Raw genomic sequence first — 15834 nt, 5'->3', positions numbered from 1 at the left:
GACAGCACCACCCATGACGAGCACCGTCACCACCGACCAGCTCTGGATACGCCGCTACCACCAGGCCGATCCCGGCGCCCCGACCCTCGTCTGCCTCCCGCACGCGGGCGGCAGCGCCACCTTCTACTTCCCCATGTCCCGCGCGCTGGCCCCCCGTTGTGACGTGGTGGCGGTCCAGTACCCGGGCCGGCAGGACCGCCGCTCGGAGCCGCTGGTCGAGTCGATCGACGAGCTCGCCGACCAGCTCCTCCCCGTGCTCCGGCGGAACACGGACGGCCCGGTGGCGTTCTTCGGCCACAGCATGGGAGCCAGCCTCGCCTTCGAACTGGCCCGCCGCTTCGAGGAGGCCGGCACGGTGCCGAGCGCCCTCTTCGTCTCGGCCCGGCCCGCCCCCTCCCGCCTTCGCGAGGGCGGCACCGTCCACCTCGGCAACGACGGCGAACTGATCGCGAAGCTCCGGGAACTCAGCGGCACCGACGAACAGGTGCTCGGTGACGAGGAGTTGCTGCGGATGGCGCTGCCCGCCATCCGCAACGACTACAAGGCGGCCGAGACCTACCGGTACCGGCCCGGCCCCCAGCTGAACTGCCCCGTGCACGTCCTCATCGGCACCGAGGACCCGATGGTCACCGAGGACGAGGCGGCCGCCTGGTCCGACCACACCAACGGCGACTTCTCCCTCGACGTCTACGGCGGCGGCCACTTCTACCTGATCCACCACCAGCCCGCGATCCTCCGCACCGTCTCCGAGCGCCTCAACGGCGCCTGAGCCCGCCGCGCACATGCCATCACTGCCCGACGTGACCCGAACGGGTCAGTTCGGCGAGGCCCCGATGACTCGGATGCCCCAGTCGGCGGGCGGCGCACCGGGGCCGGCCCTACGGTGCGGTGCGAGGGGGGTTAGCTGAGCGAAAGGCTGTTACTGGCATGGCTGGGAAGTTCGAGCTGTACAAGGACGAGAGCGGGATGCACCGGTTCCGGCTCAAGGCGAGCAACGGGTCCGTCGTGGTGACCGGCGACCCGCAGGAGAGCAAGGACGACTGCCTGAAGAGCATCGAGTCGATCCGCAAGCTCGCGCCGTACGCGGAGCTCAAGGAGACGGCCGGATCGGCCTGAGGTTCGGACAGCGCTTGACACGCGGGTCGGTGGTGCAAATCGCCGACCCGCGTTCGCTTGTACGACAGATCCCTTTGGCCGGGTGCACGCCGGGCGCGGACACAACACTGGCATGCGCGTCGCCATCGTCACCGAATCCTTCCCGCCCGAGGTCAACGGAGTCGCCCACAGCGTGCTGCGGACGGCCGAGCACCTGGTCCGCCGGGGCCACCAGCCCCTCGTCGTCACCCCCGCCCCGGCACGGGGCGCCCACTGCCCGCCCCGGACCTTCGGCTCCGGCGCCGAGGCGGAGCGGATTCCCGTGGTGCACATCCCCTCGATGCCGCTGCCGGGATACCCACAGGTGCGGATCGCGCTGCCGAGCCGGCAGCTGGCGGCCGCGCTCGCCGGGCACCGGCCGGACATCGTCCACCTGGCCAGCCCGTTCGTGCTCGGCGCGCGCGGGATGCAGGTCGCGGCGCGGCTCGGGGTGCCCGCCCTCGCCGTGTACCAGACCGACCTCGCCGGGTACGCCCACGCCTACCGGGCCGGGCGGGGCCTCGGGGAGGCCGCGGCCTGGCGGCGGATCCGGGCCGTGCACCGGGCCGCCGCCCGCACCCTGGCGCCGTCCACCCCGGCCGCGCAGGACCTGACCGCGCACGGGGTGCCCCGGGTGCAGCTGTGGCCGCGCGGGGTGGACTCGGTGCGCTTCCACCCGCGCCACCGCGACGAGGCGCTGCACCGGGCGCTCGCCCCGGGCGGGGAGGTGCTGGTCGGGTACGTCGGACGGCTGGCGCCCGAGAAGCGGGTCGACCTGCTGGCGGCCGCCTCCGCTCTGCCCGGGGTGCGGGTGGTGGTGGTCGGGGACGGACCGTCGGCGCCGGGGCTGAAGGCCTCCATGCCCGGCGCGGTCTTCCTCGGCCGCCGCACCGGCGAGGAACTGGCCCGGTGTTTCGCCACCCTCGACGTGTTCGTGCACACCGGCCCGCTGGAGACCTTCTGCCAGACCATCCAGGAGGCGATGGCCAGCGGCGTACCGGTGATCGGCCCGGCGGCCGGCGGCCCGCTCGACCTGGTCGCCCACCACCGCACCGGGCTGCTGGTGCCGCCCCGGGACGGTGCAGCGGTCGCCCGGGCGGTGGCCGAGCTGGCCGCCGACCCGGCCCGGCGGGCCGCGTACGGGCAGGCCGGGCGGGCCGAGGTGACCGCCCGGACCTGGGAGGCGGTCGGGGACCTGCTGCTGCGGCACTACGCCGAGGTGCTGGCGGAGCACCGGGGGCTGCCCGCTCCCGTCCCTCCGTCGGGGGCGGCTCCGGCCGAGCCGGTGGCGCCGGTCCTGCCGGAGGAGCTGCCGGCATGACACCCCTGTCCCGCACCGGGCCGTTGACGATCGTGCGGCTCGCCAACTTCGTCACCCCGGTCTCCGGCGGCCTGCGCACCGCGCTGCGCCACCTGGGCGCCGGGTACCGGGCGGCCGGGCACCGGCCGGTGCTGATCGTGCCCGGCGAACGGCGCTCCGAGGAGGAGACCGAACAGGGCCTGGTGATCACCCTGCCCGGCCCGGAGCTGCCCGCCAGTGGCGGCTACCGGCTGCTCGCTGACCGGCGGGCGGTGGCCGCCGAACTCACCCGGCTCGGCCCCGACCGGCTGGAGGTGTCCGACCGTACGACCCTGCGCTGGACGGGCGGTTGGGCCCGGCGGCACGGCGTCCGCTCGGTGATGGTCTCGCACGAGAGCGCCACCGGGGTGCTGCGCACCTGGGGCGTACCCGGTCCGCTCGCCGCCGCGGCCGCCGACCGGCTCAACGCCGCCACCGCCCGCGCCTACGACTCGGTGCTCTGCACCACCGACTGGGCGGCCGCGGAGTTCCGGCGGATCGGCGTGCCCAACCTGGTCCGGGCCCCGCTCGGGGTGGACCTGGCGGCGATGCGGCCACTGCCGCCCGCCGACCGGGCGGCGCAGCGGGCCCGGTACGCGGCGCCGCAGGACGTGCTGCTCGTCCTCTGCTCCCGGCTCTCCGCGGAGAAGCGGCCCGAGCGCGCGATCGAGGCGCTGACCCGGCTGCGGGCGCGCGGGGTGCCCGCCGTGCTGGTGGTGGCCGGGACCGGCCCGCTGCGGGAGCGGCTGGCCGCCCGAGCCGCGCGGCTGCGGCTGCCGGTGCGCTTCCTCGGGCACCTGGACGGGCGCGCGGAGCTGGCCGGGCTGCTGGGCAGTGCGGACGTGGTGCTGGCGCCCGGACCAGTGGAGACCTTCGGCCTGGCCGCGCTGGAGGCGCTGGCCTGTGGCACACCGGTCGCGGTCAGCCGCTCCTCCGCGCTGCCCGGGCTGATCGGCCTCGCCGGGGTGGCCGCCGTCGACACCGGGGCCGGGTTCGCCGGCGCCGTCCGGCAGTTGCTGGCCCGGCCGGAGGAGGCCCGGCGGGCGGCCGCCCGGGCGCAGGCCGAACGGTACGGCTGGCCGGCGGCGGTGGAGGCCTTCCTGGCGGCGCACGGGGTGCGGAGCTCCTGCGCGGCGGAGGACGTTCGTAACTCTGTTGCGGTGGAAGGTGGTTGGGATGAGCGTGCTGGACGCCGGGCCTGACCGGTCGGCGGAGGAACGGCCCGCGGCCGGCGAGCTGCTGCGCTTCGTCGCGCTCGGGGACTCACTGACGGAAGGGGTCGGGGACCAGGTCGACGCGCAGTGGCGCGGCTGGGCCGCCGTCCTCGCCCGATCACTGGCGCCCGAGGGGCAGGCGGTCGAGTTCACCAACCTGGCGTACAGCGGGGCGCTGACCAGCGATCTGACGGACCGTCAGCTTCCGTTGGCACTGGCCCGGCGGCCCCAGCTGGCGGCGGTCCTGGTCGGTGGCAACGACACCCTGCGGACCGGCTTCGACATCCGGCGCACCACCCTGGAGCTGGACGCCGCCCTGGGCGAACTCTCCGGCCACGGCGCGGTGTTGCTGACCGCCTGCCTGCCCGACCCCGGCATGCTGCTCCGGCTCCCCGCACCGCTCGCCCGACCGCTGGCCCGGCGGATGCGGGCGGTCAACACCGTGGTGCACGCCCTCACCGTGCGGCACCGGGCGATCCACCTCCACATCGCCGAACTGCCCTGGTGCGCGCAACGGGGACTGCTCAGCGTCGACCGTCTCCACCCCAGCGCCGAGGGCCACCACCTGATCGCCCGCCGCTTCCACGAGCTGCTGACCACGGCCGGCCACCCCCTCGGCCCACCACCCGCCGCCGAACCCGCCGAAGCCCCACCGGGCCTGGCCGCCGACCTGTGGTGGATGGCCACCCAGGGCACCCGCTGGGTCGCCGCCCGCAGCACCGACCTGCTGCCGGGCCTGCTCGCCCTGGCGGCCGCCGAGGGCGCGGCCCGGCTGCGCGGCTCCAGCGGGCGGCACGACGAACAGATGGCCCGGGCGGCGGCCCAGGCCCTGGCGGAGCTGGGGTGACGGGTGCGGCCGGGCGCCGTCCCCTCAGGGGCGGGCCGCGATCGACGACCCAACGGACGAACTCGGGCTGCACCGCGCCGAGGCGTCCACCAGCCTGGAGAACCTGCCGTCGCAGCGCGTGCTGCGCCGCAACGGGTTCAGCCCGTACGGCGTCGCGCACTCCTCGATCCTCCTCGACGGGAGCTGGCGGGACGGGCTCTTGTGGGAGCGAATCCTCGGCGACTAGCAGGGTTTTCCGCGGCCACGTCACCCCCTGGTGGTGATCGGCGGGGCGGCCGGGCGGGAACCATCGGGTCTGCGGGGGTGTCGTCCCCGGGGAGCGCTGTGGTGGAAGGAGCCGGAGTGGAGACGTCGGGCAGGGCGGGGCGGGGGATCCTGGCGGCGGCCGGGGTGCTGTTCCCGGACGGGCAGGGGCGGGTGCTGGTGGTGCGCCTGCCGTACGACCGGAAGCATCCGGTGGCGATCCCGGGTGGCGGGTGGGAGCCCGCCGACCGTTCGCCGCGGGAGACCGCGGTGCGGGAGGTCGCCGAGGAGCTGGGGTTCACGCCGCGGCTGGGGCCGTTGGCCTGCGTCGACTGGGCGCTGTCCCCGAGCCGTCCGCCGATCGTGGCGTACCTGTACTGGGGTGAGCCGCTGACGGCGGAACAGGTGGCGGCGATCCGGCCGGATGCGGCGGAGGTCGGCGGGTGGGTGTGGCTGACGGCGGAGGAGGCGGGGCACGCCCTGCCGCCCCGGCTGTCCCGGCGGGTGACGGCCTGTCTGCGGGCGCCGCGGGCGGCCGGGCCGCTGGAGCTGGAGGACAGCCGGCCGGTCGGGCACACCCTGCGGGAGCTGCCCGCCGACGGGCCGGTGCCCGAGTACACCGGGCTGGCCGCCGCGCCGGGCCTGGGGGCGGCGGCCGGGGCGGGGCCCGCCGAGGTGCAGCCGCCGGAGCCGCCGATGGACCGGGACACCTACTACGCCACCCGGCCGCGGATCCGGGCGAAGGCGCGGGCCGTGTTCACGGACGCCGACGGGAGGGTGCTGCTGGTGCGGCTGCGGCCGTGGTCCGGGCCGGACGAGCAGTACTGGACGCTGCCGGGCGGCGGGGTCGAGGCGGACCGGGAGACGCCCCGGGCGGCGGCCCGGCGGGAGATCCGCGAGGAGCTGGGCTGGGAGGTCGAGCCCGGGCGGCTGCTGGCGGTCGACTGGCAGCCGGGGGCTGCGGCCGATCCCGGCGCGAATCCGGCGACGGGCCGGGACACCGCCGTCCTGGTGTACCTGTACGACGGCGGCACGGTGACGGAGCGGCTGCTCGGCTCGATCGCGCTGCAGGAGCAGGAACTGATGGAGTGGCGGCTCTGCGAGCCGGCCGAGGCGCGGGCGCTGCTGTCCGGGCCGTCCTGGGACCGGGTGGCGGCCGCGCTGGCCGCCCGGGAGCGGTCGGCCGGGCCGGCTGAGCTGGTGGGCGGGCAGGCGGTTGGGGACCGTCCGGCGGGTGAACACTGGGAGCATGCAGAACGCGATCACTGAGGTGCTGGCCGGCCGGCGGGTCGAGGCGGTCAGCGGCGGAGGCCGGCTCGACCTGCGGCTCGACGGGCCGGTGACCGTACGGGTGGCGCACGAGTTCCGCTTCGCGGCGCCGTCCTTCGCCGCGCCGGAGGAGGTCGAGCACTTCTTCCCGGCGCTGACCTTCCGGCCGACCTCCAGCCTGCTGGCGCTGGTCGGGCGGACCGTCGGCGCCGCCCGGATCACCCTGGCCGGCGGCCTGGAGCTGGGCTTCGCGGAGGGCGGCGCGCTGTCCGTCCCGCCGCACGCACTGCTCGCGCCGTGGAGCGTGCTGACCGCCGAGGGGGCGGTGTGCGCGGGGCTGCCGGGCGGGGAGGTGCGGTGGGCGGAGCCCGGCGGGGCGTGAGCCGCCGCCGGGGCCTCGTCCGGGGCCTCCTCCGCGGCCCGTTGCCGGTCAGACCTCCAGGTCGGCCTCGATCTTGGTGAGCTGGTGGCGGGCCATCGCCAGGTTGGCGCGGCCCTTGTCCAGCGCGAGGTAGAGGAACAGGCCCTTGCCGGTGCGGCCGGCGAGCGGGCGGATCAGGTGGTACTGGCTGGTCAGCGTGATCAGGATGTCCTCGATGCCGTCCTGCAGGCCGAGCATGTCCATGGTGCGCATCTTGGCGCGCACCACGTCGGTGTTCCCGGCCGCGGCCACGTTGAGGTCCAGGCCGCCGGGGCCGTCGAGGGTAGCGAGCGCCATGCCGCTGTTGTAGTCCACCAGGGCCGCGCCGATGGCGCCCTCGATGACGGTCATGGCCTGCTTGAGTGCGCCTGCTGCGTCGGTCATTGTGTTCAGCTCCCGTTGGATGGTGGGGTGTTCGGTCGAGGGGGGACGGTCGAAGGGGCCGGTCGGCCCGGGTCGCGCGGGTCCTTGGGCGTCAGGGCGTCGTTGAGCAGCTCGGCGATGCGCCGGGCGCAGCGGCGGGCCTCCAGGTGGAGCCGGCCGACGTTGACGTCCGGGTGCGCCAGCAGGGTCAGCACGCAGCTGCCGCCGGCCGCGTAGGTGGCGACGTAGCCGTGCTCGCCGCGCACCACCGACTCGCGGAACTCGCCCTGGCCGGTGGTGTCGGCCAGCCGCTGGGCGAGCGAGAGCGAGGCCGCCGTCATCGCGGCCAGCCCGGAGGGCTCGGCCCCGTGGGTGTCGTGCGCGACCAGCAGACCGTCCACGCTGGCCACCAGGCCGCCCGCGAGGTGCGGGACGCGGCGTTTGACGGCGCGGAGTTCGGCGAGCAGCTCGGTCTCCAAGGCGATCAGTTGTCTCCTTCCGACACGCTGCTTGAGCGCCCGCCTCATGGCCGGTACGGCGGGGTCGCGGGCGGACAGTGGCTCAAAGTCGGACCTCCAGAAGGTCTCGGACCCGGGTCAGCAGCGCGATGTCCGGGTCGGGGACGGTCAGCGGGTGGGCCGCTGCCGTGGTGGGCGGTCGGTCTGAGCTGGTGGGGGCGGTGGTGGCCGCGAGGCCGGTTGCGGCAGCGGGGGACGCGAGGCCGGTTGCGGCAGCGGGGCACGCGAGGCCGGTTGCGGCGGGGCCGACGGCCGGGGTGCTGCGGAGGGTGGCGCCGGGGACCCTGCGGTGCAGGCCGCCGCCCGGTCGTCCGGGTTCCGCCGCCGGGGGCGTGGTGGTCGGCGCCGCGTGCCGCGGGGCGTCGAGCAGACCGGCGGCGGCCAGACGGCGGACGTCCGCCGTGACGCCGAAGCCGGAGCGGCCGAGCAGCCGGGCCAGGTCCGCCGGGGTTCTTCGGCCGTCGGCGTGGTCGAGCAGTTCGCCCCGACGGCGGCCCGGCGGGCGGTGCGAGGGGCGGCGGCTGCGCTCGACCGGACGGACGGGAGCGGTGTCGAGCTGCGGCCACGGCCAGATCCCGTCGAGGAGCCGGCGTCGGCGCTCGACCTCGCGGCCGAGCCGCGCCGGATCGACCAGCGCCACCGTGCCGAGCCAGTGCCGGGCGCCGGACTCGAACCGCCAGGTGCCGCCGGACCGGTCCGCGAGGACGAAGTAGGCGGCGTCGAACAGCGTTCCCAGGTGGCCGAGTTCGAGTTCGCCTCGGGTGAGCAGCTGTCGTTCCACCAGCACCTCGGCGAGCCGCCCCTGCGGGCCGTGGTGGTGCAGGAGCTCGGCCCAGTCCTCGGGGGTGATCCGGCCGCAGCCGGTGAGCAGGTCGGCCAGGCCGGGCGCGCGCGGGGACTCGGCGGCGGCCACCTGGCCGTCGACCAGGTGCAGGATGCCGAGCGGGCCGTGCAGGGCGCCGGTGGCGCGGCGGGCGGCGAGCAGGGCGACGGCCTCGCCGGGGGTCCGCGGTGCGGTGGGCTCGGCCCGGCCTGCCGGTTCCGCCATGAGCGGTGCGGCGGTCATGCGGGCCACCGCCGTCGGGGCCGGCGCGGGGTCGCTCCGCGGGCCCGCCGCGAGGTGTCCGCGCAGTCGGCCGGCCGGAATGCGGTGGTGGTCGGTGCAGGCCCGGTGCTCACCCGAGCACCAGGTCCTCGGCGAGGGCCTGGAGGCGGAAGCGGGCGACGGCGAGGTTGCCCGACTCGCGGTCGAGCCAGAGGTGCAGGACGAGTCGGCTCTCGAAGGCGGTGTCGATGAAGCGGATCAGGTGGTAACTGCGGCCTGCGGTGACGATGATGTCCTCCAGCGGGGAGCGCTGGTCCTCCGCCGCGGTGAAGGTCTGGCTCTCAACGGCCGCGCGCACCAGGTCGGTTGCCTCGGCGGCCGCGGTCTCGTGCTCGCCGGCCGGGCTGTCGCCGAGGCTGCCGAGGGCGAGTCCGCTGCTCCAGTCGACCAGGCTCGCCGAGCGGGCTCCGGCGATCGCCATCGCTCCGGAGAGGCATTCGTCGATACCCGGCACACCGGCTCCTTCGAGGGGGTCTGGGTGGCCGGGCGCAGCGCGGATCCGGCCGGTCGCCACCAGCAGTGGCAGGTTCGACACGGAAGGCTACTGCCGGATTCCGTATGACGAACATTCCAATGGCATATTCACACCAGCCTCGGCGAGTTCCAGCCAAGGTATGACGGACCGTCAAGCCTGCCGGAGGGGCAAAACTGCTGGCCGGTCCGCCGTCACGGAGCGTCGCCCGTCGGCTACCTGGCGCGAGACCTTGGCCGATATCGACGGGCGACCCAGGGTTTCGAGGCCGGAAATGCGATAAGAGGCCGGGCCCGTCGGCAGCTTGGCGGGCGGATATGACGAAGGGGCCCGTTCCGCTGGACGGAACGGGCCCCTTCGGGTGGAGCGCCAGGCCCGGGTCGCACGGACTCTTCCCACTGAAAGTGGGACGTGCTCTGGTAGCACCGCTGACGCATGTTCGAGGGATCCCCGCTTCGGAAGATCATTTCCTCTCGACGTGAAGAACAGTAGCAGGTCATCACGCCTGGCCAGAAATCGGATCCGGGCACCCCCGGCACACCTCCGGGCTACCCCTCCGGGCACCCCTTCGGACGCCGTTCAGACCTGGCCGACGGCCTCGGCGAGCAGCCGGTAGGAGTCGAGCAGCGCGGTGCGGTCGTAGGTGCTGGTGGCGACCAGGAACTCGTCCGCACCGCTGCGCTCCACCAGGGCGGCCAGCTCGGCGGCGGCCTGCTCCGGGGTGCCCGCGATGTGGCCCTTGAGCGACTGCTCGAACGCGGCCCGCTCGCGATCGCTCATCGCCCGTGCCCGGATCTCGGCGGCCGGGGCCAGTGGCGGGAACTCCCCGTGGGTACGGGAGTACGCGCCGGCCCAGGCCTCCGGGACGAGCAGTTCGCGCGCCCGTTCCCCGGTCTCGGCCACCGCGACCGTGCCCGAGACCACCACGTACGGCTCGGCGGTCTGCGCCGAAGGGCGGAAGCGGCTGCGGTAGCCCTCGATCGCGGCGAGCATCCGCTCCTCCCCGCGCGCGGCGGCGATGACCAGCGGCAGCCCGGCCTCGGCGGCCAGGTCGGCGCCGGCGCCGGTGGCCAGGACGAAGGCCGGCACGTCCAGGCCCTCGGCCGGGCGGGCGTGGACGTCGCGGTGGACCTGCTGCGAGCCGTCGAAGTAGCCGAGCAGCTCGGCCAGCTGGCCGCCGAAGTCGTCCGCGGCGTCCTTCTCCCGCCCGAGCGCCCGCCGGACACCGTCGGTGAAGCCCACCGAGCGGCCGAGGCCCATGTCGATCCGCCCCGGGAACAGCGCCGCCAGCACCCCGAACTGCTCGGCCACCACCATGGGGCGGTGGTTGGGCAGCATCACCCCGCCGGTACCGACCCGGATCCGGGTGGTGGCCGCCGCGACCGCCGCGGCGAGCACCGTCGGCGCCGATCCGGCCACCCCGGGCACGCCGTGGTGCTCGGAGACCCAGAAGCGGTGGTAGCCCAGCCGCTCGACCTCCCGGGCGAAGGTCACCGTGTTCCGCAGCGCCTGCGCCGGCTCCTCGCCCCGTCTGGTGCGGGAGCGGTCGAGGACGGAGAGCCTGGTCGTGGGCGTTGCGCTGATCACGTGGGTGGACAACACCCTCCTGCCGCGCGGGCATTCCCGGGGTCGACACCGCCGGGAGCGCCGTGAGCGCCGGGAAGGCCGTGAGCGCCCGGGGCGCCGTCACCGCCCGGCCGAGGGTATTCGGCCCGGGCGCCGGCCTGCGGCCTTGCGGCGGCCCCAGGGCTTGTACACCGACAGGATGATGTTGAACAGGTAGAGCGAGAACGCCACGGCCGGGACGATCACCGCGTTGTACCGGACGAACCCGAGGTCCGCGACCGGGATCGGCCCGGTCGGGTGCGCGTCCGCCACCCGGACGGCGTCGTGCAGCCGGGCGGTCAGGGCGAAGACCGAGGCGGCCATCGCCCCGAGCGTCAGCCAGAACTTGGTGCTCACCCAGTAGTACCGGAACAGGCCCCAGGACGCGCCGAGCCCCAGCGCCACCCCACTCAGGAAGGTGAGCAGGCTCAGCGGCAGGACCAGCGCGTCGCCGAGCATGCCCATCGCCCGGTAGGCCGTTCTCAGCCGGTCGCCGTCGTCGGTGGCCAGGGCCGTCACCGCCAGGGTGAGCAGGCAGAGCATCAGCGCCAGCCAGCTCACCGAGACGACGACGTGCAGGACCACGAGGCGCTTGCGCGCCCCCGGCGACAGGCGACGACCGGCGGACCGCCGCCCCGAGCCGGGGGCCGCCCCAACGGGCGCCGCGACGGCCCCGCCCGAGCCGGACGGACTAGACGGACTGGACGAGCGCACGGGTACCTCCTTCGAGTCGGGCTCACGACGACGCGCCCAGACTCCCCCGCCCGTCCCTCATCGGTCATCTGACAGCGGAAGTAACCTCGCGTACTCCCGGGCGAGTACGCGCCCGCGCCTCACCGCGGCCGACGAACTCCCCCGGGAGTACCGCCGGGAGTACCGCCCGAAGTACCCCCGGCATCTCCCCCCTTCAGTCCGTCACCGCGAACCCCTGCGCCGCGCCGAGCCGGTGCAGCGAGTCCCGCCCGGGAATCCCGTCCGCGGCCCCCGCCGTGTACCCGCACCGTCGCTGCCAGCCCGCGTACGCCGTGACCGTGAGGCTGCCGTACGAGCCGTCCACCCAGCGCTGTTCGAGCAACCCCTCGTCCGCCAGCGCCTGTTCGACGATCGCCACCTCGGCCCCGTACGTCCGGTGCCCCTGCTCGGCCCCCGGGTCGCTGCGCGCCGCCTCGACGACGTGGGCGAGCGAGACCGTGCGCGGCCCGGGCAGGTAACCGAGCAGACGCCGCAGCGAGCCCTCGCCCGGCACGCCGTCCGCGTCCTGCCCGGAGTAGCCCAGGCTCGCCTGGTAGTCCGCGTAGTTCTCGGTGTCCGCGTCCGTCCAGGTCGGCCCGGGCCCGGACTGGTAGTGGGCGCCGAAGCCGCCCGCGACCAGCGCCCGGCCGACGGTGGTGACCTGGTAGCCCTGGGCGCCGTACCCGTACGCCAGCCCGTTGACGGTGACCTGGTAGCGGGCCGGGACGGACCCCCCGGACGGGGGCGGCGAGGAGGGCGAGCCGGAGTCGCTCCCGAGGGCGGGCCAGCTGCCGGGGTCGACGTGATCGTTGAACGGCACGTGGGCGTGCGCGTACCAGCCGCCGCGGGTCTCCCACACGTGCTCGTCGCGGTGTTCGGAGAAGTCGGTCGGCCGCCCCATCGGCCACTCGTCGGGCACGCCCCAGGAGGAGACCCAGGCGTGGATCCGGTCCCAGCCCGCGCACGGGGTGTCTACCAACTGCGGGTAGACGGTGCCCTGGTGGCGGCAGTACGGGAAGAAGACGGCTTCGATCTGGATCACCACCCGCCCCGCCCGGTTGGTGCGGGTCGGGCTCTGGGCGGGGCTGAGCAGGCTCTTCGAGCGGGAGTCGGCGGGGAACAGCTGGGTGGCGCGTCCGCTGAACGGGTCCCAGACCAGGTGCGGGGCGCTGCCGGCACCGGCGCCGGTGAAGTACCCGACCAGGTCCTCGTAGGAGCACCAGTCCTGCGGCGCTTGAGCGGTGGCGTTGCGGTCCCAGGTGATGTGGGCGATGGCCTTCGGCGGGTACTGGTGGTCGGTCGGCGCGCGGTCGCCAAGGTCGTGGATCTCGGCACCGGGCAGCCATAGTTCGGGCATGATGGCTCCTCCGAACGGCGTTATAACGTCAATACTGTAATCGGCAGGTTCGCGCCGGGAATTGACCCCGAGGGCGCGATCGACGGCACTGAACCACCGGGAGCCGCACGGCCGTTCGGATCAGCGAGGGGAATTCGTCCTCACATACGAACCGGGGCGCGCACCGCGCGACCCCGGGAAGCCGCCGGGCGGGGGCGCATCCCACCTCGTCGCAGCCACCCTGTCAATCGTTGACTTCAAAAGTGGTCTAGTCCACGGTGGTGCACCCAAAGCGCCCATCTCGCCATCGCCGCAATGATTCTGACGATCTGACCGAGATACCGCGCCATGCAAGGAGACCGCCTCGCCCTGCCCACCATGCGCGCCTACCCCGAGACCATCACGGAACTCGGCGGCCGGCCGGTTCCGTCGCGGAATTCGGCGGCGGGCCCGGCCGGGCCGCGGGCACAATGCGCGGATGCCCTCGCCGCTGCACGCCGTCGCCCACAACCCCGCCCTGCCGCCCGAGCTGCTCGCGCGCCTGATCGCCGATGCCGACGAGGACCTGGCGGAGGAGCTCGCGGAGCGGGCGGATCTCACCCCGGACCAGGTCCGGCAGCTGGCCGACGGCTACGAGGGCGCCGCCGTACGACTGGCCGCGCGTGGCCTGCTGCGCGCCGAGGACGTCGACCCGCTCGCCCGCCCGCAGGTCGCACTCGTCCTGCTGGACGAGGGGCGCGGGGATCCGGACTGGGCACGGCTGTTCGCCGGCGACCCGGAGGAGCTGGTCAGGGTCCGGCTCGCCTCGGCGGTCGGCCTGCCGGACGAAGCCGCGGACCTGCTCGCGGCCGACGAGTCGGCCGACGTGGTGGCCGTGCTCGCGATCCACACCGCGCGGCTGGACCTGCTCACCCGCCTGGCCGCCCACCCGCTGCCGACGGTGCGGCGCTGGGCCGCGGCGAACGAGGCCATGCCCGTGGAGCTGCTGACGGCCCTGCTGGACGATCCCGAGGTGATGGTCCGCGAACAGGCGGCGGCCAATCCGACCACCCCGGGAGCGGCCGCCGCCCGGCTGGTGGCCGACCACGCGATGATCCGGCAGGCGCTCGCCACCCACCCCGGGCTGCCCGCCGAGGCGTACCACCGGCTCGGCGGGGACGAGATCCCCTGGGTCCGGTCCAACCTCGCCCAGAACCCGGGGATCGACGAAGGGCTGATCCGCCGCCTGGCCGAGGACGACGGCCACGACGTGCGGCGCTCGCTCGCCCAACACCCGCGCGTCCCGCTCGACCTCCTCGCCCGGCTCGCCACCACCGTCCGGATCGGTCCGGCCCTGCTGCTCCCCCGGATCGCCGCCGCCGATGCTGCCGAACTCGCCGGGCTCGCAGGCTCGCGGGAGGCGAGGGTCCGCATGCTCGCCGCCGCGCGCCGCGATCTGCCGGTGGCCCTCCGTGACCGCCTGGCCGCCGACCCGGACGCCAAGGTGGTCAAGTCGGTGGCCCCGCACCCGGGCCTCACCGCCGCCCAGCTCACCGCCATGCTGGACGCGTTCGGGACGACGGTGGCCACCGCCGTGGCTGCGAACCCGGACGCTCCCGGCGCGGTGCTCGACCGGATCGTCGCCACCCCGCCCACCCCCGTCAAGGCCCTGCGCACCGTCGCCGCCCACCCCAACGCCTCCCCCGCCGCCCTGGCCACCTGCCTGGCTGCCCCGGACTCCCGCGCCGCCGCGGCGGCAGCCGCCAACCCGGCCCTGCCGGTGGCGGTGATGGCGGAACTCCTCGCCCAACGCCCGTCCGGCCCGTGACGGGCGGGGCCGGTGGGGCACCCGGTGTCCGCCGGCCTCCGCCGTATCCGCACCCGGTTGCAGTTGCGTCTCCGTTCGGTCCGGCAGGGGTGTGTCGTGGCCGCCGGTCCGGGAGCCTGGTGGGCAAGGACTCATGCGGCGGGGGGAGTTGCCATGGGGGACGGCCGGGAGCTGGTACCACGCGTGACGGGTGCGCTGGTACGGCTGGCTCGGGGCACGGCCGGGCCGGGGCAGGCGGTGGCCGAGGTGGTACGGGCCCGGCTGCGGCTGATGCCGGAGGGGGCGCGGGCCGTGACGGCGATCGAGACGTACCCGGACGATCCGCGGGCACGGGCCGCGCTGACCGCGGCCGTGACCCGACTGCTGGCCACCGACCCGGGATTCGCGCAGTACCTGGCCACCACCGAACTCGGCGGGCAGACCGACCCGACGACCGTCCAGCTGCGGACGGGCCCGGAGCCCGGCCCGACCACCGTCCAGCTGCGGGTCGATCCCGAGGACCGGTCCACCGTCCACCTTCGGGTCGACCCCAGGAACTCGTCCACCGTCCAGCTCCGGGTCGACCCGGCCGCGGCCAGTGCCCGGGCCCGGGCCGCCCGGCGCAGCAACACGGCCGTCGTCGTCACCCTGGCCCTGGTCTTGATCGCCGCGCTGGTGGCACTCGGGATCCACCTCGGCTCGCGCCCGCTGCTGCGACCCAACGGGCCCGACTTCGCCCACGCCGCGCGGACCATCCGCGACCCCGCGCAGGCGCAGGGCGTGTTGCCGGACCTGGCGGCGATGCCGGGCGGCTGGCAGGTGGAGAGCGGGCCGCGGTCCGGGACCGGCAGCGGGCCGGACGTGACCTGCCTGCTCCCGGACGCGTGCGACCAGCAACTCACCTACGCCACCGTGACGTTCAGCACCTCTCCGCTCCCGTCCGTGCAGTTCACCGTGGTCACCTTCGCCTCCACCGAGGCGGCCGGCCGGGCCTTCGGCACCAGCCTCGACCTGATCGACGCCCGGGGCGACGCCACCGTGGCGGCCGTCCCGTCGACCGGCGACCAGAGCGCCGCCCGCACCCGGGGCGAGTCGATGGCGGAGACCCTGGTCCGGGTCGACTCGACGCTGCTGTACGTGCACTACTCCGGTTTGGGCGCCGCGGTCGCGCTGCCCGGCCTCACCCCGTTCGCCCGGCTGCTCGCCGAGCGCGCCCAGCAGGCCGAGCAGGGCCGCACACCGGACGCCGTCTTCCACGGCACCGCGGCCTGAGCACGCGAAGAACCGACCCCTCACCCGCCCCGCAGGCCCCACCGGCCCGCGGGGCGTTCCATTCGCCCCCGCGCACCTTTCCCTCACGCGCCTTGCCCTCGCGCCGCTGCCCTCACACACCGCGCGCCCCCGTCGCCCGAATGCATGTATCGCTCTCTTGACTGGCGTCACGAGAGCG

General features: G+C 75.2%; 16 protein-coding genes and 1 pseudogene. 10 read left to right on the top strand and 7 right to left on the bottom strand.

The window, feature by feature from the left end; all coding sequences use genetic code 11:
• The first annotated feature begins 13 nt into the window (after window positions 1-13).
• The 8 genes and pseudogenes from ACIG5E_RS24230 (at window position 14) to ACIG5E_RS24195 (ending at window position 6428) form a co-directional block, all read left to right on the top strand.
• Window positions 14-769, top strand: a complete 756-nt coding sequence (locus ACIG5E_RS24230) for a thioesterase II family protein (protein WP_396536514.1) — start codon at window positions 14-16, stop codon at window positions 767-769.
• 158 nt (window positions 770-927) lie between these two features.
• Window positions 928-1116, top strand: coding sequence for a YegP family protein (locus ACIG5E_RS24225; RefSeq protein ID WP_396536512.1), 189 nt, complete (start codon window positions 928-930; stop codon window positions 1114-1116).
• 112 nt (window positions 1117-1228) lie between these two features.
• Window positions 1229-2455 (top strand): glycosyltransferase family 4 protein, encoded by a 1227-nt coding sequence (locus ACIG5E_RS24220; RefSeq protein ID WP_396536510.1) that lies wholly within the window; start codon window positions 1229-1231, stop codon window positions 2453-2455.
• On the top strand, window positions 2452-3675 hold the full coding sequence (locus ACIG5E_RS24215; RefSeq protein ID WP_396536508.1) for a glycosyltransferase: 1224 nt from the start codon (window positions 2452-2454) through the stop codon (window positions 3673-3675). The genes ACIG5E_RS24220 and ACIG5E_RS24215 overlap by 4 nt, the downstream gene beginning before the upstream one ends.
• Entirely contained in the window at window positions 3650-4534 is an 885-nt protein-coding gene (locus ACIG5E_RS24210; protein ID WP_396536506.1) for an SGNH/GDSL hydrolase family protein, read from the top strand. The genes ACIG5E_RS24215 and ACIG5E_RS24210 overlap by 26 nt, the downstream gene beginning before the upstream one ends.
• Before the next feature lie 55 nt (window positions 4535-4589).
• A pseudogene (locus ACIG5E_RS24205) lies at window positions 4590-4760 on the top strand (GNAT family N-acetyltransferase); the annotation flags it as partial.
• 116 nt (window positions 4761-4876) lie between these two features.
• On the top strand, window positions 4877-6046 hold the full coding sequence (locus tag ACIG5E_RS24200) for an NUDIX hydrolase (protein WP_396536504.1): 1170 nt from the start codon (window positions 4877-4879) through the stop codon (window positions 6044-6046).
• Window positions 6027-6428: a DUF6188 family protein gene (locus ACIG5E_RS24195; protein ID WP_396536502.1), complete on the top strand. Its 402-nt coding sequence runs from the start codon at window positions 6027-6029 to the stop codon at window positions 6426-6428. The genes ACIG5E_RS24200 and ACIG5E_RS24195 overlap by 20 nt, the downstream gene beginning before the upstream one ends.
• Window positions 6429-6476: 48 nt before the next feature.
• Here the strand turns inward: ACIG5E_RS24195 and ACIG5E_RS24190 are convergent, their stop codons facing one another.
• From ACIG5E_RS24190 to ACIG5E_RS24160, 7 genes are all read right to left on the bottom strand, one after another.
• On the bottom strand, window positions 6477-6851 hold the full coding sequence (locus tag ACIG5E_RS24190; RefSeq protein WP_396536500.1) for a hypothetical protein: 375 nt from the start codon (window positions 6849-6851) through the stop codon (window positions 6477-6479).
• Between the two features lie 5 nt (window positions 6852-6856).
• The gene (locus tag ACIG5E_RS24185) at window positions 6857-7309 is read right to left on the bottom strand and encodes a roadblock/LC7 domain-containing protein (RefSeq protein WP_396536498.1); all 453 of its coding nucleotides are present in this window, start codon (window positions 7307-7309) and stop codon (window positions 6857-6859) included.
• 82 nt (window positions 7310-7391) lie between these two features.
• Entirely contained in the window at window positions 7392-8414 is a 1023-nt protein-coding gene (locus ACIG5E_RS24180; protein ID WP_396536496.1) for a transcriptional regulator, read from the bottom strand.
• A gap of 109 nt (window positions 8415-8523) precedes the next feature.
• Window positions 8524-8907, bottom strand: coding sequence for a hypothetical protein (locus tag ACIG5E_RS24175; RefSeq protein WP_396536550.1), 384 nt, complete (start codon window positions 8905-8907; stop codon window positions 8524-8526).
• 597 nt (window positions 8908-9504) lie between these two features.
• Window positions 9505-10512 carry an MsnO8 family LLM class oxidoreductase gene (locus tag ACIG5E_RS24170; protein ID WP_396536548.1) on the bottom strand — a complete coding sequence of 336 codons (1008 nt, stop codon included), beginning with the start codon at window positions 10510-10512 and terminating at the stop codon, window positions 9505-9507.
• A 99-nt stretch (window positions 10513-10611) separates the two neighbouring features.
• Window positions 10612-11115, bottom strand: a complete 504-nt coding sequence (locus ACIG5E_RS24165) for a DUF2269 domain-containing protein (RefSeq protein WP_396536494.1) — start codon at window positions 11113-11115, stop codon at window positions 10612-10614.
• Between the two features lie 322 nt (window positions 11116-11437).
• Complete coding sequence (locus ACIG5E_RS24160) at window positions 11438-12619, bottom strand: peptidoglycan-binding protein (protein WP_396536492.1); 1182 nt, start codon at window positions 12617-12619, stop codon at window positions 11438-11440.
• A 457-nt stretch (window positions 12620-13076) separates the two neighbouring features.
• Here ACIG5E_RS24160 and ACIG5E_RS24155 point away from each other — a divergent pair, with 457 nt between their 5' ends.
• Together ACIG5E_RS24155 and ACIG5E_RS24150 are read left to right on the top strand one after the other, a co-directional pair.
• Window positions 13077-14405 carry a hypothetical protein gene (locus ACIG5E_RS24155; RefSeq protein ID WP_396536490.1) on the top strand — a complete coding sequence of 443 codons (1329 nt, stop codon included), beginning with the start codon at window positions 13077-13079 and terminating at the stop codon, window positions 14403-14405.
• A gap of 183 nt (window positions 14406-14588) precedes the next feature.
• Window positions 14589-15656 carry a hypothetical protein gene (locus ACIG5E_RS24150; RefSeq protein ID WP_396536488.1) on the top strand — a complete coding sequence of 356 codons (1068 nt, stop codon included), beginning with the start codon at window positions 14589-14591 and terminating at the stop codon, window positions 15654-15656.
• Window positions 15657-15834 lie beyond the last annotated feature (178 nt).

The organism is Kitasatospora sp. NPDC053057 (genome assembly GCF_044546945.1).
Lineage (GTDB): Bacteria > Actinomycetota > Actinomycetes > Streptomycetales > Streptomycetaceae > Kitasatospora.
Note: the sequence above shows the minus strand (reverse complement) of the source record. Positions and strands in the feature narration are given on the sequence as shown.